The following is a 19,575-nucleotide window of genomic DNA, read 5'->3' as shown; positions in this document are numbered from 1 at the left end:
ATTTTGGTGTATTATATAAAAAATAAAGAGGGTAATAAATACCCTCTTTATAACTAACTCAAAACATAATTAATTGTAAACTATTCTTAGTAACCTGGGTTTTGTTTTAAATTTGCATTGAACAAAGCATCCGCTGGAATAGGGTATAAGGCATATCTATCAGCAGACACATATGGCTTCAGTTCTCTTGCTGCCAAGAATTTACCAAAACGAATCATATCATTTCTTCTCCAACCTTCCCACCATAATTCTTTGGTTCTTTCTGCATAAATTCCATCTAAAGTAGAAGGTGAAGCAGCTTTTCCTGTTCTTACGGCAATATCAGCCATAATAGTACCTAAGGTTCCAGCACCACCTCTAGCAATAGCTTCAGCTTTCATTAATAAAGCATCAGAATAACGCATGAATTCATAATCATTTTCTGGCGTACCTAAATTAGCAGCGTCCGGAACGTATTTTTGACCTCTAATACCTGCAGTTTCTAAAGTAGCACCACTTGTAATTAAAGTTAAAGCAGCGGTAAAAACTAATGGATGACCATTTCTGTCTTGTAATGGAGTCACCCCTCCTGGTTTGAACATTTGACCTTTTTGGAAGCCAACTGGATTACCAAAAGCAGCTATAATAGCTGGATCTGCATTTAAAATACGTTTGTCAGTTGGATCAAATTTGTTATAATATTCAGCAACGGTAGCGAAACCATTCCATCCATCAGGTGTTTGATTGTAATGCATTCCCATTCTCCATCTTGATTGAATATTTCCACCTTGTCCACCTCTTAAATTCTTAGATGAAAATAGTATTTCCGGAGAAGTATTATTAGCAGGTTTAAAATTATCCCAATAATCTGTTGCCAAAGAACTGCTTATTGCATTTACATAAGTTATTACTTTAGTCATATCAGCAGCATCAAAAACATAAGGACCTGCTGGATTGGCGGCATTAAATACTCCTTTGTTTAAGTAGATTTTGGCCAATAAGAAATTCGCAGCATCTTTGTTTGCTATACTTGCATCACCAGCTACACGAGCAGGTAAAGACCCAACAATAGCCTCTAATTCAGTAATTACAAAAGCTGTTGCTTCTTGTCTTGTCCAAACTTTAGGATCAGTTTCTAATGAAGAGCCAGCTTCTCTATATGGTGCCTGACCAAACAAATCAACCACATTATAATAGTAAAATGCTCTTAAAAAACGCGCTTGTGCCACTTCTGAAGCCGTCCCGTTTTCTACAACTAAATTACAATTATAAACATTTGACAACAAAGAGTTCCACGCACCTCTAACTTCATTATGATCTGGCGCCCATGTATGCGTATGGATTTGTCTCCATGTCGCATTATCATCCCAGTCACCACCACGAGTAGGCCCTACTAATGCATCTGTAGACATTTCGTCTAAAGCGAACATTTGACCTTGCCCTTGAAATTCTCTTAACCCTTCGTAAGCTTTAGTCAACAGAGACGCACTATTAACTGTTCCGCCTGCTGAATTACCAATAACCACACCATCTAATACTTCCTCATCTAGATTGGTACAACTTACCCCTAGCACGATTGTACTAGCGAATAAGATGCTTTTTATAATATTATTTCTTTTCATTGTTCTTTAATTAAAATGTTACGTTAAGTCCAACAGCTACACTTTTCTCTCTTGGATAAGATAAATATTCCATACCCGCAGATGGCACACCATTTAATGATTTATCAGTATCAACTTCAGGATCGGACCCTGAATAATTTGTAATTACAAATAAATTAGAACCATTTACATAAAAACGAGCTGATTTAATTTTAAATCTTTCTAAAATGGCTCCTTTTACTGTATAACCAAAAGTTAAATTCCCCATTCTTAAGAAATCGCCTTTTTCAAGGTATTTAGTAGATGGTGAATTCGGATCACCTTGCGCTTGAGGGGAAGTTGCAGCTTCATTAGTTACGTTTCTGCCTCCGAGGAAAGCACCTTTAAAGAAATAAGCATTGGTCGTATTGTTGTAAATATAATGTCCAAAAGCACCATAGAATGAAGCTCCTAAGTCGAAATTTTTATATGTAAAGTTTGTATTGAAACCTACATTAATTTTTGGTAAGGGTTGTTTGTCTAATATCTTTTTAGCCGCTGTACCTAAACCAGTATCATTTCCTGCTGCGTCAGCATAGATAGAATTTCCAGTAGAGTCATATCCTCTCCACTCATACATATAATAAGAGTAAATTGGTTTATCATTAGTAATCACTTGTGCATAAGCACCTGACAATCCTTGACCATTTAAACCTCCAGTAGATATAAATCCTGCAAAATTTGTCATTTTATTTTCCAAGAAAGAGGCATTCCCTGAGATATCCCAAGTTAAGTCTTCTGTATCAATCACTTTGTAGTTCAAAGAAACCTCAATACCTTTATTAATTAAGTTACCAGGTAAGTTTTTAAAACGTGGAGAAGGTGGACCAGGTTGCGTAGCAGCTGCAGGTACCGGGAAAATTAAATCTTTTGTATCTCTTTGAAAATAGTCCAAAGATCCAGTCAATTTATTATTGAACAACTCAAAATCTGTTCCAACACCATATGACTTAGTAGTTTCCCATTTTAAATCAGCATTAGCATTACTATCAACTCCTAAAGTTCCATTGTTACCATAAGATGCTCTAGCAATCGCAGAGTTTGGCGCGAATTCTTGATTTCCAGTAATACCGTAGTTTCCTCTAATTTTGAAACTATTCACTAAACCTTCTTTCTCATCTACTACTTTGTAAGCGACACCTACAGAAGGAAAATAATCGTATTTGTTGTTCACCCCTAATTTTGTAGAACCATCAGAACGTAAGGTACCAGTAAGAATTAATTTTTTGTACAAAGTAGCATTTACTCTTCCAAAATAAGATTGTAATTCCACTCTGTTTCTATAAGAAGAAACTCTAAATTCATTTTGAAGACCACCTTCGATGTTATCAATTAAATTAGTTTGTGCATTATCATATCCCTTTCCTCTCGCACCACTTCCATCAGCAGTGTAATCATAATAGGAATAACCAACTAATGCGTCTAAATTAAAATTATCACCAAAATCATTGTTGTAATTCAAAGTGTGCTCGAAAGTTTTGTTAAACTTATTTTGGCTAGCGATATTAGCTTGACCATACTTCACATCTGTAGATCCAGGAACAGCAGCAGTTGCTACATCCAAAATACGCATTGTTGGCAATAACTGACTTTTTCTAGTCGATGTAGAACTTTCTATACCAAATAGAAATTGGTATTTAAATTTACTGTTGATTTTCCACGTCGTATTAATACTCCCTAACAATTTATTTGTGTTGGTATAATCTTTATAAGAATTTAATAATTCTACTGGATTTAAATAAGTATTACTTATCGAATTATAAGAACCATTAGCTTTATAAATAGGCAATGTAGGGTTCCAATATAAAGCAGTACCAATTATATTTCCAATAAAACCTGCGTCATTAGATAAAATAGTAGTTTCATCTTTTAATGAAGCATAGATAACTCTTGACTCCACTTTTAAAGCACCACCAAAGAAATCGTTAGAATTGTAAAAAGAAGCCGAATATTTATCTAATCCTGTATTTTTTACAATACCATCAGTATTAGAAGCTCCAAAAGAGACTCTTGTATTTGAATTTTCAGTTGTTTTACTAAAAGACAAATCATGGTTCATTGAAAAGCCACTACGCAAAACCGCATCTTTCCAATTGTAAGATCTTGAACCCTTGTCATCTCCACCTGCTGCTACAAATTCATCTGCGCTCATCACGCCAAATTTACCTGACATTTTACTGAATTGAACTGATGAGCTGTATGATAATTGTGGTTCTTTAGATTTTCCTTTTTTGGTTGTAATTACAATTACACCGTTGGCACCACGAGAACCATAGATAGCCGTAGAAGATGCATCTTTTAATACACTAATACTTTCAATGTCATTTTGGTTTACAAAGTTTAATGGATTCTTTGCAGACGAAGCACCTAGCAAGTTATCCCCGCCAGCAGAAACATTTCCTCCATCTAAAGGAACACCATCAATTACAATTAATGGACCGTTCCCAGAACGAATGGAAGAATTCCCACGAACTCTAATAGCAACGCCAGCTCCTGGCTCCCCACTGGATTGTGTAACTTGTACACCCGCTACTTTACCTCTAAGTAATTGTGCTGGCGAAGGAGCTGCCACGTTATCAAAGTCTTTTGCTCCAATTTGGTCAACTGCACCTGTAGCATCTTTCTTTTTAACAGTTCCGTAACCAATCACGACTACTTCCTTTAATTCAGCTGCATCTTCTTTTAAGATTACTTTCACTGAACTTTTTCCTGCTACATTTACTTCTTGTGTTTTAAGACCTATGTAACTGAAAACTAAAACTGCGTTTGACCCAACGTTTCTGACAGTAAATTTTCCATCGAGATCTGTTTGTGCTCCGTTTGTTGTTCCTTTTACTAATACAGAAGCCCCTGGAAGCGGACCGCTAGAATCAGATACTGTACCGGACACATCTTGAGAATATGTCAAACTTGTACAAAGCATCGTTAGAAACACCATCAAGCCTTTTAATAGACTATTTTTCATACGTAATAAATAAGTTGGTTAATAATTTGTTTAATTGGTTTGTTTTAATATTGAGTCAAACTTAGTTATAAATTTATGATAATTTTATGAATATTATTAACTATAACGTTTTCGTTATATCGAAAACGTTTTCGATTTTAAAAACAAATACCTCAAAATATTAATACTAAAGTTATAAATAACATAAAAAAAACCAATAAAAAATATTTATTCTTCATTTTTGCATTACATAGCACATTGCAATACTTGAATATTTACTAAAAAAAATGAAATCTGACAAAAACCATTGAATAATATTCAACGTACACCCGTTTTTAATAAACATTTAACAATAAATATATAATCCTTAAATTTAAGATGTAAAATGAATTTTCGTTAAATATCTGAGGATAAGTCTTGATTTAACATTTCTTGACAAAAAAGTTACAGTTGCATAAATTTGGAGTTTTTCCAATAAAAAAAGCCATCCATTCAAGATTTTAATCATAACTATTTGATTAAAATCTAGAATGGATGGCTTAAAATGTCCTTTTACTACTTTATTGTAATAGTTTTGTTATCAACTCCAATACCGATAATTTTTAAAGATTTCCATTTTTTTGGCAATAGCCCTTTATTATATTTCAATCCGTGATCCGTTTGCTCAACCCCACCAAAACCATAAATGACTGCTTGAAGCATCGCACCAGCTCCTGTAGCAAAATAAGGGTTACTACTATTTGCTGATTCGGAAAAAACACCAAATGGCGGACGACTATTAGGCAAGTAGGATTTTACAAAATAGTTATATGCTTTTTCTTTATCGCCCAATCGTGCGTATAAAACAGATAAAACCCCTGATGCCATTGCAGGGCCATCTTTAGGATCAATCTTTGCTGCATAATATTCTAAGTCCTTTTCGATTTGCGCTTTATCAGTAATGACATGCAAAGGATAAGCTAATAAATTCACATCGGCTTGTTTTATAATCTGTCCTTTATACCCTTTGTAATTCTGTGTAATTCCGTTCTCAGTATGAATTACTAATTTTTCAGAGACGGCTATCCATTTTGGATTAATTGGTTCATTTAGAATTGTAGCCGCCTTAATGGTGTTTTTCAAAGACTCAATGGCTGAAGCGTTTGTAAACGCATTATCATCCACATGTTGCGCATACTCATCAGCACCTACAACATTCAATATAGAAAAACTTCCGTCTTGATTCTTAACTACACGGCTCACCCAAAAATCAGCTGTTTCTTTCAAGACAGCCCATTCTTTTTGCAGCCATGTTTTGTCTTGAGTTAAAGCATAATAATTCCAAAATGCAATAGAAACATCTGCAGTAATATGTTGTTCAAAAATTCCGGTTAATGCCCATGTTGGGGTAGCTTCCTCACCTGTATCATCTGATTCCCAAGGATACATTGCTCCCTTATACCCATATATAGTAGCTTTTTGTTTTGCTTTTTGCAAACGGTCAGAACGATAATCCAAGCAGGATTTTGCCATATCAGGTTGCAAAGCCAAAAGCGTTGGAACCATCCAAAGTTCGCTATCCCAAAAAATATGACCATTATACCCTTGCGAAGACAATCCCATTGGCGCGATACTCTGTCTTGTTTCAGGGCGGATAAAAGAATATAAATTATACAACGCAAAACGAACCCTTTGTTGCGCGTCTAAATCACCTTCAATTTGAATATCCCCCGTATTCCATAATTCAGCCCAAGCTTGCTTATGTCTATTTAATAAATTATCGATTCCTTGTTGTAAGGCATATATTGGTTGCCTTTCAGATTCATTCAAAGGATCAGTTATATCTTTGGATGTACAAATTCCGCCCGCAATAGCAAATCTGTATTTTTTACCTTTTACGAGTTTTTTTGAAAAACCAACCTCATTCCCCGTTTGTTTTAACACTTCACTTTGCCCGTCAAAAAGAAAAGTTGTGGATGCTGAGACAGTGTACTTACCTGTTAATGTTTTTGCAATTGTTCCAAAAACTGGCATCAAGTATTGATTGTCTTTCAAAACTCGGAATTGACTTTTTGCCCCTTTCAATTCATCAGGAACCGTCATATAATTGTTAGCATTTATTTCGATATCCTTATTCGGAGTAATTTCGACTATTGCCATCGCTGAATAAGGAACTGCTCTATTGGCTAAAATTGTATAATTAATACTTGCAAAATCTTTGAATGAAAATGAAGTAGTACTTGTTCCTTCTTTCATGGAAACGACCTGACTCCAATTATCGATATTATCAGATTTTATTTCCTGATTATTAATAGACAAATGGAGATTAAGGAATTCAATCCCTCGCACAATTCTACTGATGCCATTTTCAGGAGAACCATCATACACGCCGTTTAATATTATCTCTTTTGTTTTTAGAGGTGTATCATCTGTAACTATTCCTATTTGACCATTCGCCATAGCAACCCCATAATAATTTTCTCTCGAGTTTGCATACAAATGCCATTCGTCTGACTTTGTTTGACCAAAAACAATTGGACTGACAAAAAACAAAAACAAGACACTCTTAAAATTTGAAATCATAATCGTATATTTTTTAATAATTCACCCAAACTTATGTAATTTATTTATTAAAAATATATTTTATCCTATTAACTACCAACAATTTAATACCGACAACGTTTTCGGAATATCGAAAACGTTTTCGATTTTTTGTAATTGCTTATTTTAAAAATGAATTATATTTTTATAAATTAATTTTAACAAAAAACACTTTGCAAATGAAATTTATAGGGAATTCATCATCAAAATATATCTTAATTGGAAGTCTATTATTATTACTTTCTTGTAAAGGAAATTCAGAAACTGAGGATATTTCAATAAATACTAGTAATAAAATAGAAAGCAATTCTTCAATACTATATAAAGAACCTTTTCGACCACAATTTCATTTTTCACCAGAAAAAAAATGGATGAATGACCCTAACGGAATGGTATATTATAAAGGCACCTATCATTTATTTTACCAATATTATCCAAACGACATTGTTTGGGGACCGATGCACTGGGGCCATGCAACAAGTAGTGATTTAATCCATTGGACGCCAAAAAAAATTGCATTATTTCCTGATAAACTAGGGCTTATATTTTCTGGAAGTGCCGTTGTAGATTTAAAAAACACATCTGGATTGGGGACTAAAGAGAATCCAGCTATGGTTGCTATTTTTACTTATCATAATATGGATGGCGAAAAAGCAGGAAAAACAAATTTTCAAACGCAAGGACTCGCTTATAGTCTAGACGAAGGCAATACTTGGTTAAAATATAAAGGAAACCCAATTATAGGAAATACCGATTTGAAAGACTTTAGAGACCCGAAGGTTTTTTGGAACTCTGACACCAAGCTTTGGAATTTAGTTTTAGTTGCGGGAGACCATGCTAAATTTTATACTTCCAAAAATCTAATTAATTGGGAACTTAAAAGTGAATTTGGAAAAAAAAATGGGGCACATGGCGGCGTTTGGGAATGTCCTGATATTTTTAAAATTAAAGTCAAAAATTCAAATGAAGAAAAATGGGTTTTACTCATAAGCATCAATCCTGGCGGCCCTAATGGCGGCTCATCAACACAGTATTTCATAGGTGATTTTGATGGAAATAGTTTCAAAACTACACAAAAAGAAACCAAATGGATTGACTATGGAACGGATAATTATGCAGGAGTTACTTATAATGACGCCCCAGATCACAAACGAATCTTTATAGGTTGGATGAGTAATTGGCAATATGCCCGAAATACCCCAACAAAAAACTGGAGAAGCGCGATGACAATTCCTAGAGAACTTACTTTAGAAAAAATCAACAATGATTATGTTCTGAAAAACACTCCTGTAACGCAACTTAAAAAACAACTAAAAGTTGAATTTTTCAGAGAGACTTTGAGTTTAACGCCTAATCATCCTACAACTATAAATTACGACAATTTAAACCAATCCCAAATAAGATTTACAGCACCGGCAAAGAACCTAAAATTGATCTTTTCTAATATAGTAAATGATTCTTTGGTACTTGATTATAACGTTAAAGAAAAAACGTTCTCGATTGATAGACGTCATTCGGGAATTGTAGATTTTGAAGAGAATTTTGCTAAAGAAATCCACAAAAATTCAACGCCCAATATAATTTCAAAAACAATTGACTACCAAATAATTATTGACTGGTCTTCGATAGAAATTTTCATAAATGGCGGAATTTATAGCTTTACAGAGCAAATTTTCCCTAAAAAACCGTATACAAAATTAAGCTTTCAATCTGGAGAAAACCTTGAACTAAAAAATTTAAGCCTAAGCAAAATAAGGCGAATCTGGAAAAATTAAGCCTCGCTTTAAAAAATATAAAACCAAAATTAATAACCAAAAAATAAAATAAAAATGAATAATGTTCGAAACTGGTCACTTACTGTCGCTGTTGCAGGTTTCCTATTTGGCTTTGATACGGTAGTTATATCGGGAGCTAATTTACCTATCAAGGAATTATGGCATACAACGCCATTGTTCCATGGTATTTTTATAATGTCGATGGCATTGTGGGGAACAGTATTAGGCTCTTTATTAGGAGGTATTCCCTGCGATAAATGGGGTAGAAAGAAAACATTATTTTGGATTGGAATCTTGTTTTTAGTTTCCGCCTTAGGTTCGGCATTAGCGCCAAATCCCTATGTATTTTCTTTTTTCCGTTTTATTGGTGGTATCGGGGTTGGTGCATCATCTGTAGCGGCACCAATTTATATTTCAGAAATTTCCACTCCTGAGAATAGAGGAAAACTGGGCACGCTTTTTCAATTTAATATTGTTTTTGGTATCCTAATTGCCTTCTTCTCTAATTATTTATTCCAAGGCTTTGCAGGCGATAACGACTGGCGATGGATGATAGGTATTGTAGCTTTGCCTGCTTTGATTTATAGCATTATTGTATTACAAATTCCGGATAGTCCCCGCTGGTTAATCTTAAAAAAGAGAGATGACGCTGCCGGCATAAAAGTCCTTGAAATGATCTACAATAAAGAAGAAGCGCTAGAAAATTTTCATGAAATTAAAAAAGATTTAGTTGACTCCACTGTTAAAGAAACCATTTTTTCAAACAAATACAAATTGCCTGTAATCTTAGCTTTTTTATTAGCTTTTTTCAACCAATTGTCAGGAATCAATTTTATTTTATATTATGCCCCGGAGATATTGGAAATGGCTGGTTTAGGATCTAAAGAATCGCTGATGAATTCTATATTAATTGGAGCTACAAACCTAATTTTCACCATTGCCGGTATGCGATTAATCGATGTTTTAGGAAGAAAGCAACTGATGCTCATTGGGTCAATTGGATATATTGTTAGTTTAGCGATGGTCGCTTTAGCATTTTACAATAATCTAGGATCTATTATTTTAATGGCCTCTATAATGCTATTTATCGCATCGCACGCTATAGGGCAAGGCGCTGTAATTTGGGTTTTTATTTCAGAAATATTTCCAAATAACGTTAGAGCCAACGGGCAATCCTTTGGCACAGGAATTCATTGGATTTTTGCTGCTCTGATCACTTTAGCAGGACCTGTAGTGATTGATCTATTCAAAGAAAATCCTTGGCCAATATTTGCCTTCTTTGCCTTTATGATGGTTTTGCAATTGATCTTTGTTCTATTTATGATGCCAGAAACCAAAGGATTAACACTTGAAGAAGTAGAACATAAAATGCTAAAAAATGAATAATCTAAAAAATGAAATAAGCGTTATCTGTTTTGGCGAAGTATTGTTTGATGTTTTTCCGACACATAAAAAAATCGGTGGCGCACCATTGAATGTAGCATTACGACTTTCTTCACTTGGCATAAACGCTCAAATAATAAGCAGAATTGGAAATGATGAAATTGGTACGGAATTACTAACTTACGTTCAAAAAAATGGAATTAATCCTATTTTCATCCAAATTGATCCTCATTTAGAAACCGGGCAGGTAATCGTAAAATTAAACGATAAAGGATCTGCTTCCTATACCATTAAATATCCGGTCGCGTGGGATAAAATACGATGCAATCCCGAAATAGAAAATGCTGTAAAAAGAGCGGATGCATTTGTCTTCGGCAGTCTTGTTTGTAGAGATGTAACTTCTTGTAACACCTTGTTAGAGTTAATAAATTATGCGACCTACAAAATATTTGACGTCAATTTACGCGCTCCGTTTTACAAAAAAAAAATACTAATTAGATTAATGCTACAGTCTGATTTTATAAAATTTAATGACGATGAGTTGTTTGAAATTTGCGCTTTCCTTCATTCACCGTATCATTCACTAGAACAAAACATTATTTTTATTGCTGAACAAACTAACACGAGTCAAATTTGCGTTACTAAAGGCGATCACGGTGCTGTTTTATACCACAACGGAAAGATGTTTTACAATAGTGGCTTTAAAATTAAAGTAATAGATACTGTAGGGTCTGGCGACTCTTTTCTAGCCGCTTTGTTAAGCAAGCTATTAAAAGAAAATAATCCACAGGAGGCAATCAATTTTGCCTGCGCAATGGGTGCTTTAGTGGCTACTAACGAAGGTGCAAACCCAAAAATACCAGAAAAAAAGATAAAACAATTTATAAATCCTTCACACGTATAAATCGCATGTACCATACTAATACAATTATGAAAATAGAAATAAAAAAAATCAGGTCATTAGGCCTTCTGCTGTTTTTAGGTTTCTTGTCCCACAATACTCTAATAGCACAAGAAAAGAAAATGCCTGTAGAAAAAAAATGGTGGAAAGAAGCAGTTGTTTACCAAATTTACCCTCACAGTTTTAAAGACTCTGATGGAGATGGTGTAGGTGATTTAAAAGGAATTATTTCCAAGCTCGATTACATCAAAAGTTTGGGGATAGATGTTGTTTGGCTCAACCCTATTTACGACTCTCCAAATGCCGACAATGGATATGACATTTCCGATTATCAAGCCATTATGAAGGAATTTGGCACCATGCAAGATTTTGATGCTTTGCTTAAAGGAATGCATAAAAGAGGCCTTAAATTAGTCATGGATTTAGTGGTAAATCACAGTAGTGACGAACATAAATGGTTTCAGGAAAGCAGAAAATCCAGAGACAATCCATATAGAGATTATTATCATTGGTGGCCAGCCGAACAAGGAAAACCAGCTTTCCGCCCGGGTTCTTTTGAAGCGGATGGAAGCGGATGGCGTTATGACAAAACAACAGATGCCTATTATCTACATTATTTCAGCTATAAACAACCCGACTTAAATTGGGAAAATCCAAAACTACGTCAAGAGATCTACAGCATGATGAACTGGTGGTTTAAGAAAGGGATTGATGGTTTTAGAATGGATGTGATTCCATTTATTGGTAAAGACACCTCTTTTCCAGTTATTACTCAGGAGGAATTAGATAAAAAATACGAAGGCAGATGGGATATTTACTTTGCCAGCGGAAAAAATTTGCATAGTTATTTACAAGAAATGAACAAAGAAGTTTTGAGTAAATATGATGTCATGTCAGTTGCAGAAGGAGCTGGAATGACTAAAGCAACTGCTTTGAATTTTGTTGATGCTGACAGAAAAGAATTGAATATGGGCTATCATTTTGACGGCGTGAGCCTAGGCTATCTTCCGGGATATTTCAAAAAAATGAACCCAAAGTGGAGTTTAGTTGATTTTAAAAAAATCTATTCGGATTGGGATGCTGTATATGACGAAAAAGGCTGGGGAACTGTCTATTTAGGAAACCACGACCAACCAAGAATGACTTCACGTTGGGGAAATGACTCGCCGCAATTTAGAGAATTATCATCAAAAATGCTTACCACTTTTTTACTTTCCATGAAAGGAACACCCTATTACTATAATGGTGATGAAATAGGAATGGTCAATGCTAAATTTGATAAAATTGAAGATTACCGCGATATTGAAACATTGGCAGAATATCAAAGACTAAAAAACACCGGCGGTGATTTAAAACAATTTATTGAAGATCAAAAAACGGGTGGTGCAAGAGACAATGGAAGAACACCTTTTCAATGGGATGCAACTAAAAACGCGGGCTTTTCAAAGGCAGCACCATGGTTGAATGTTAATAAAAACTACAAAACTTTAAATGAAGCGGCGCAAGAAAAAGATCCAAATTCAGTGTTGAATTACTTTAGGAAGATGGTCAAATTACGCAAAAACAATCCTGTATTAGTTTATGGAAAATATACATTATTAGATAAAGACAATCCGAATGTGTATGCCTATGCCAGAGAATTAGATGGCAAAAAATTTATTGTTCTATTGAATTTTTCTGATACGGATGCCCCTTATAATATTGGATTTTCAACCCTTAAGTCAAAAATTATTTTAGGTAATTATAAAAGCTGGAAAGGTATAAAAGCGAATATATTGCAACCCTATGAGGCGCAAATAATAGAACTTAAATAACGACCTTACTATATTTAAATAGTAAAAAAAGAATGTAACTCACAAGACATATAATATTTAAAGCTAAACTGTTTTTTGAAAATTGATTTACAATAATTAAAATTGTAAGTTTGTTTTCACGAAACAGTTATTTTTTATTTAAAATTTGGGCAATCATGAAAGAAACCACTCTTAAGCAAATTGCCACAGAACTTGGAATTTCTATTACAACAGTTTCAAAGGCGTTAAAAAATTATCCTGATGTAAGTGAATCTACTAAAAAAGCCGTTAAAGATTTAGCGATAGCTTTGCACTACACTCCTAATAGTTTTGCCGTTAATTTAAGAACCAAAGAATCTAAAACTATAGGTTTAATACTCCCAACTGTTTTGCACGATTTTTTTTCAAACGTGATCGATGGAATTCTTGAAGAAGCAGAAAAAAGAAATTATCTGGTTATTATTTTACAATCTAATGAAAAATATGAACTTGAAAAAAAACAAATTGATTTACTATTAAGTAAAAGAGTCGATGGCATATTACTGTCCTTATCTAACGAAACGGGGGAATTTCATCACCTGAAACCTATTTTTGAACACAATACTCCCTTAGTACTTTTTGATAAAATTGCAAAAATAGTCAACTGTTCAAAAGTTAGCATAAATGATAAAAAAGCGGCTTATGATGCTGTCACTTATCTTATAAAAAAAGGATATAAGAAAATTGCGCATTTTAGAGGTTCGTATATGCCGCAAAACTCCATCGATCGTTTTTTAGGTTATAAAAAAGCACTCGAAGACCACGATATCAGCTATGATTCGTCATTAGTTTTTGTATGCGATAACAACACGGATTTCGAAGATGGATATGAAAATGCCAGAAAAGCAATGGCCGTGCAGCCGGAGATTGATGCTGTTTTTGCAGTGACAGATTTGGTTGCAATTGGCGCAATCAAATATTTTAACGAAATGGGTATCAAAATCCCACAACAGATTGCCATTTTCGGCTTTAGTAATTGGTTTATGTCTTCCCTTATTACCCCAAAACTCAGTACAGTTGACCAACCCGGGTTTGAAATCGGAAGAACAGCAGCAGCAATTTTATTTGATGAAATCTATTCAAAAAAAAATAATCTACCTATAGTTTTTCAATCAATTGAACTAGAAACAAGTATAATCGAAAGACAGTCAACATAACAACAACCTAATCTGCTATTTATTTAATATAACGAATCATTATTAATTTGTTTATTTTGCTAAAAACATAAGAAATTAGATTAAAATTAATATCTTGGTAAGGAATATTTTATGTTGTTATCTTCCCCATCGACATAAAGTAAGATATATATCTATAGGATTGAGGTAGAATGATTTTGCTGAAAAATATTTTTCTAAACTAAAATAAGTACAAAATAGATTCATGAAAGATATTACCCTTAAAGAAATTGCAACTAAATTGGGAATTTCGATTACCACAGTTTCAAAAGCTTTGAAAAACTATCCAGATGTCAGTGCCAAAACAAAAAAAGCAGTAATTGATCTTGCGCAAACGCTACATTACACTCCCAATAGTTTTGCTGTAAATTTAAGAACTAAAGAATCAAAAACAATTGGTTTAATTATTCCTGAGGTGGTACACCATTTTTTTTCGAATGTAGTTAACGCAATTATTGATGAAGCTGAAAAAAACGGTTATCTAGTCATCATTCTGCAATCCAATGAGTCTTTAGAACTTGAGAAAAAACAGGTTGAATTACTTATTAATAAGCGCGTTGATGGCATCATCATGTCCCTTTCAAACGAATCGAATAATGATGACCATATCAAGGAAATAATCAGCAGGAACATTCCTTTTGTTATGTTTGACAAAATCAATAAACTTACTACCTGCTCAAAAGTAATAATTGATGACCAAAAGGCGGCTTTTAATGCGGTTCAACACTTAATAGATACAGGTTGTAAAAGAATCGTTCATATCCGAGGTCCCTTAAACCCTCAAAATTCAATTGACCGATATATTGGCTATAAAAAAGCATTAGAAAAAAATCATATTCCTTTTGATGCTAAATTGGTTTATACTTGCGAAAAAGTAACTTTTGAAGAAGGGTTCGCTTTTGCAAGACAGATAATAAAGGAACATCCTGATGTGGACGGAATCTTTGCAATTACAGATTTAGTAGCCGTTGGTGTTTTAACTTATTTTAACGATAACGACATTAAAATTCCTGAACAAGTAGCCATAATCGGTTTCAGTAACTGGTTTATGTCTCAAGTTCTTACACCAAAATTAAGCAGTGTAGAACAACCCAGCCACGAAATGGGAGTTCAATCATTCACTTTGCTATTGGAAGAAATGATTTGTCATAAAGAAGGTTTACACTATACGCCAAGAACTGTTGAGCTACAAACTCGTAATATAATCAGAGAATCTACGGTTAGACGATAATCTTTATTAATTTCTTTATAAACAAATTCAGATTCACACAAGAAGTATCTACTCTATTATTGCAAAAAATCAATATTCCTTTTCAATCCTTTAAATTTTGCTCTTTTTAAAGGAGAATCTTTAAAAACCACCTTAAAAGTTTCTTCTGTAATTTCTTTCCAATCTTTTTTGGTCATAGAAAGCAGTTCAGGATTTGGGTTAAATAAAGGTTCGTTATTCGCTTTTGAAAATTTATTCCATGGGCAAACATCTTGACAAACATCACATCCAAAAGCCCAATCATCAAACTTTCCTTTCATCTCCTGAGGGATATTTTCTTTAAGTTCAATAGTAAAATAAGAAATACACTTGCTTCCGTCAACAATGTATGGCGCTACTATTGCTTGTGTAGGACAAGCGTCTATACATGCCATACAAGTTCCACAATGATCTGTAGTAGCATTATCATGTTCTAAATTTAAATCAACAATTAGTTCCGCAATGAAGTAAAAGGACCCTACTTTTTGCGTTAACAAATTACTGTTTTTACCTATCCATCCTAAACCACTTTTCGCAGCCCATGCTTTGTCCAGCACTGGCGCCGAGTCTACAAATGCGCGCCCGGAAACATCACCGATAGAGGACTGGATCGCAAAAAGTAATTCTTTCAACTTTTCCTTGATGACAAAATGATAATCATGCCCGTAAGCATACTTTGAGATTTTATAAGCATCTGTCGCAACGATTTGTGATTGCAATGTATCAGGATAATAATTCAGTAACAGTGAAATCACACTCCTAGCATCATCAACAAGTAACGTCGGGTCTAACCTTTTATCGAAATGATTTTCCATGTATGACATTTCACCATTTCGATTCTTGTTTAACCAATTTTCTAACCTGGGCGCTTCCTGTACTAAAAACTCAGCTTTGGAGATACCACAAGATAGAAAACCAAGGCGCTTTGCTTCGGATTTAATAAATTCTGTATATTTAGATTTATGAATTATAATAAAAAAATTAAGTTGTCACTCTACTTACTAGGACTAATTACTTGTCTTAACTTCTATTTTTATATGTGTTAAGTGAACTTCGTTTGAAGCGATATCCTATCTTGCTTTTTGAAAAAAAGCTTTAGCGGATAGCAGGAAATAGCAGCAAAAACTAGAATAAACCTCCTTGAATATTGGTGTTTATTTTTCCTAAATGCTTATACGCTTTATCTGTGACTTCCCTTCCTCGTGGTGTTCTCATAATGAAACCTTCTTGTATTAAGAAAGGCTCATAGACTTCCTCAATAGTTTCGCTGCTTTCGGATACGGCTGTAGCCAAAGTTGATAAGCCAACCGGCCCACCTTTAAATTTATCAATGATTGTTAACAGTATTTTATTGTCCATTTCATCTAAACCGTGAGCGTCAACATTCAGCGCTTTTAAGGCATAACGAGCAATTTCAATATCAATTGTGCCATTTCCTTTAATTTGAGCAAAATCGCGCACTCTACGTAACAAAGCGTTAGCTATACGCGGAGTTCCCCTACTCCTGCCCGCAATTTCGATAGCCGCCTCCATCGATATTGGCATTTTGAATATACTGGCGCTTCTTTCCACAATGGATGTCAATAATTCAGTTGTATAGTATTGTAGACGGGAAGCAATCCCGAAACGAGCTCGCATAGGAGCCGTTAATAAACCGGATCGAGTTGTTGCTCCAATTAAGGTAAAGGGATTTAGATTAATTTGAACAGTTCTAGCATTCGGTCCCGATTCTATCATTATATCAATCTTAAAATCCTCCATCGCCGAATATAAATATTCCTCAACAATAGGACTTAGACGATGGATCTCATCTATAAACAATACATCTCTCTCTTCAAGATTAGTAAGCAAACCAGCTAAATCTCCAGGCTTGTCTAATACAGGTCCAGAAGTAATTTTAATTCCCACATTTAATTCATTGGCAAGAATATTAGCCAATGTTGTTTTTCCCAAACCCGGAGGACCATGAAAAAGTGTATGGTCAAGCGCTTCATTCCTTTGGTTAGCAGCCTGAACAAAAACTTTTAAGTTTTCTAATATTTGGTCTTGACCGGCAAAATCATCAAAAGAGAGCGGTCTTAACCTTTTCTCCAGATCAATTTCTTCAGAATTATAACCATTAGTCGTTGGATCTAAATTTTCATTCATCTAACAAAGATAGCAAAGGAATTTTGAATTATATATTTTAAATTTTAAATGCAATAAGAATTAAAAAGTAGATGTGTGAAAGGATAGTGCTTTGGTAAACAAAATAAAAAGCATAAAAAAGCCTCTACTTTCGCAGAGGCTTATCATAATGTTTTAGTGGTGTAAAACTTCTTCTCCTTCTTTCATTGGAACGTTTTGAGGTACAAAATCTACATCGTGTGCAGGATTACTGTAGTCATAAGGCCAACGGTGTACTTCAGGAATCTCACCAGGCCAGTTACCATGAATATGTTCTACTGGTGCTGTCCATTCAAGAGTGTTAGATTTCCAAGGATTCTGAACCGCTTTTTTACCGTAGAAAATACTACTGAAAAAATTATATAAAAAAACCAATTGGAAAACACCACCTATTAAAGCGAATGTCGTTATAAGAACGTTTACGTTTTGTAAATCGTCAAATAATGGAAAGTTCGTATTTGTATAATAACGTCTTGGCAATCCAGCTAAACCAATGAAGTGCATTGGAAAAAACACTCCGTAAGCACAAATAGCAGAAACCCAAAAGTGAACATATCCTAAATTTTTATTTAGCATTCTTCCGTATAATCTAGGGAACCAGTGGTATACCCCAGCAAACATACCATAAAGTGCAGAAATCCCCATTACTAAGTGAAAGTGAGCTACAACAAAATAAGTATCATGCACGTTGATATCTAATGTACTGTCTCCAAGAATAATTCCTGTCAATCCACCAGTAATAAAAGTAGAAACCATACCAATTGAAAATAACATTGCAGGATTCAATTGCAAGTTACCTTTCCATAGCGTTGTAATCCAGTTAAATGCTTTTACTGCAGAAGGAATCGCAATCAATAAAGTAGTAAAAGTAAATACAGAACCTAAAAACGGATTCATTCCTGAAATAAACATATGGTGACCCCAAACAATTGTCGATAGAAATGCAATAGCCAAAACTGACATAATCATCGCTCTGTAACCAAAAATTGGTTTACGTGAATTTGTCGCCATAACTTCAGAGACAATACCCATTGCAGGTAAAATAACGATATAAACTTCAGGGTGACCTAAGAACCAAAATAAATGTTCAAACAATACCGGTGAACCACCTTGATAATGCAAAACTTCTCCGGCAATATAAATATCAGACAAGAAGAAAGAAGTACCAAAACTTCTATCAAAGATCAATAATAAAGCAGCTGACAACAATACAGGAAATGAAATAACCCCAATAATAGCCGTTACGAAGAACGTCCAAATGGTTAATGGCAATCTAGTCATTGTCATACCTTTTGTTCTGAGATTGATAACCGTAACGATATAATTTAATGACCCCATTAAAGAAGATGCAATAAATATCGCCATAGAAACCAACCAAAGTGTCATTCCCATACCCGAACCCGGAATAGCTTGCGGCAAAGCACTTAAAGGCGGATAAATCGTCCATCCCGCTGATGCAGGACCAGCTTCAACGAATAAAGAACAAAGCATAATTACAGCCGACACAAAGAACAACCAATAAGATATCATATTCATGAATCCAGAAGCCATATCTCTTGCGCCAATTTGAAGCGGAATTAATAAATTACTAAAGGTACCACTTAAACCTGCGGTCAACACAAAGAAGACCATAATAGTTCCATGAATGGTTACCAATGCTAAATAAATATCATTTGCCATTACTCCGTCTGGAGCAAATTTATCACCTAATAATACATTAAATATTTTAAAAGACTCTTCAGGCCAAGCTAATTGCATTCTAAAAAGCATTGACATACTCACACCAATAACACCCATTATAATACCAGTAATAAGGTATTGTTTGGAAATCATTTTATGATCTATACTAAAAATATATTTAGTAATAAAAGTCTCTTTATGATGGTGTTCGTGTTCTAGATCGTGTCCGTGATCGTGAGCTTCTGCTGACATATACGTTTACTTTAAATTT

General features: G+C 34.3%; 12 protein-coding genes. 6 read left to right on the top strand and 6 right to left on the bottom strand.

Annotated features, from left to right (window positions below; genetic code table 11):
- Positions 1 to 86 precede the first annotated feature (86 nt).
- The 3 genes from ACFX5F_RS01540 to ACFX5F_RS01530 form a co-directional block, all read right to left on the bottom strand.
- The gene (locus ACFX5F_RS01540; RefSeq protein ID WP_379849241.1) at positions 87 to 1,601 is read right to left on the bottom strand and encodes a RagB/SusD family nutrient uptake outer membrane protein; all 1,515 of its coding nucleotides are present in this window, start codon (positions 1,599 to 1,601) and stop codon (positions 87 to 89) included.
- A 10-nt stretch (positions 1,602 to 1,611) separates the two neighbouring features.
- Positions 1,612 to 4,584, bottom strand: coding sequence for a SusC/RagA family TonB-linked outer membrane protein (locus ACFX5F_RS01535; RefSeq protein WP_379849239.1), 2,973 nt, complete (start codon positions 4,582 to 4,584; stop codon positions 1,612 to 1,614).
- Positions 4,585 to 5,118: 534 nt separating this feature from the next.
- The gene (locus ACFX5F_RS01530; RefSeq protein ID WP_379849237.1) at positions 5,119 to 7,125 is read right to left on the bottom strand and encodes a kojibiose hydrolase; all 2,007 of its coding nucleotides are present in this window, start codon (positions 7,123 to 7,125) and stop codon (positions 5,119 to 5,121) included.
- Between the two features lie 197 nt (positions 7,126 to 7,322).
- Here ACFX5F_RS01530 and ACFX5F_RS01525 point away from each other — a divergent pair, with 197 nt between their 5' ends.
- The 6 genes from ACFX5F_RS01525 (at position 7,323) to ACFX5F_RS01500 (ending at position 15,440) form a co-directional block, all read left to right on the top strand.
- Positions 7,323 to 8,918 (top strand): glycoside hydrolase family 32 protein, encoded by a 1,596-nt coding sequence (locus ACFX5F_RS01525; protein WP_379849235.1) that lies wholly within the window; start codon positions 7,323 to 7,325, stop codon positions 8,916 to 8,918.
- Between the two features lie 54 nt (positions 8,919 to 8,972).
- Positions 8,973 to 10,304 carry a sugar porter family MFS transporter gene (locus ACFX5F_RS01520; protein ID WP_379849233.1) on the top strand — a complete coding sequence of 444 codons (1,332 nt, stop codon included), beginning with the start codon at positions 8,973 to 8,975 and terminating at the stop codon, positions 10,302 to 10,304.
- Positions 10,297 to 11,205, top strand: a complete 909-nt coding sequence (locus tag ACFX5F_RS01515) for a carbohydrate kinase family protein (protein ID WP_379849231.1) — start codon at positions 10,297 to 10,299, stop codon at positions 11,203 to 11,205. Before ACFX5F_RS01520 ends, ACFX5F_RS01515 begins: the two co-directional genes overlap by 8 nt.
- 26 nt (positions 11,206 to 11,231) lie before the next feature.
- Positions 11,232 to 13,016 (top strand): glycoside hydrolase family 13 protein, encoded by a 1,785-nt coding sequence (locus ACFX5F_RS01510; RefSeq protein ID WP_379849229.1) that lies wholly within the window; start codon positions 11,232 to 11,234, stop codon positions 13,014 to 13,016.
- A gap of 155 nt (positions 13,017 to 13,171) precedes the next feature.
- Positions 13,172 to 14,191 (top strand): LacI family DNA-binding transcriptional regulator, encoded by a 1,020-nt coding sequence (locus ACFX5F_RS01505; protein WP_379849227.1) that lies wholly within the window; start codon positions 13,172 to 13,174, stop codon positions 14,189 to 14,191.
- Positions 14,192 to 14,414: 223 nt separating this feature from the next.
- Entirely contained in the window at positions 14,415 to 15,440 is a 1,026-nt protein-coding gene (locus ACFX5F_RS01500) for a LacI family DNA-binding transcriptional regulator (protein ID WP_379849225.1), read from the top strand.
- A gap of 56 nt (positions 15,441 to 15,496) precedes the next feature.
- Here the strand turns inward: ACFX5F_RS01500 and queG are convergent, their stop codons facing one another.
- The 3 genes from queG to ACFX5F_RS01485 all read right to left on the bottom strand — a co-directional run bounded on the left by queG (position 15,497) and on the right by ACFX5F_RS01485 (position 19,556).
- A complete protein-coding gene (queG, locus tag ACFX5F_RS01495) occupies positions 15,497 to 16,432 on the bottom strand; it encodes a tRNA epoxyqueuosine(34) reductase QueG (RefSeq protein ID WP_379849779.1) in 936 nt (311 codons plus the stop codon).
- 151 nt (positions 16,433 to 16,583) lie between these two features.
- The gene (ruvB, locus tag ACFX5F_RS01490) at positions 16,584 to 17,606 is read right to left on the bottom strand and encodes a Holliday junction branch migration DNA helicase RuvB (protein WP_379849223.1); all 1,023 of its coding nucleotides are present in this window, start codon (positions 17,604 to 17,606) and stop codon (positions 16,584 to 16,586) included.
- Between the two features lie 153 nt (positions 17,607 to 17,759).
- The gene (locus tag ACFX5F_RS01485; RefSeq protein ID WP_379849221.1) at positions 17,760 to 19,556 is read right to left on the bottom strand and encodes a cytochrome c oxidase subunit I; all 1,797 of its coding nucleotides are present in this window, start codon (positions 19,554 to 19,556) and stop codon (positions 17,760 to 17,762) included.
- Between the last annotated feature and the right edge of the window lie 19 nt (positions 19,557 to 19,575).

Origin of the sequence: Flavobacterium zhoui (assembly GCF_042787235.1) — a bacterium.
Classification (GTDB): Bacteria; Bacteroidota; Bacteroidia; order Flavobacteriales; family Flavobacteriaceae; genus Flavobacterium; species Flavobacterium zhoui.
Note: the sequence above shows the minus strand (reverse complement) of the source record. Positions and strands in the feature narration are given on the sequence as shown.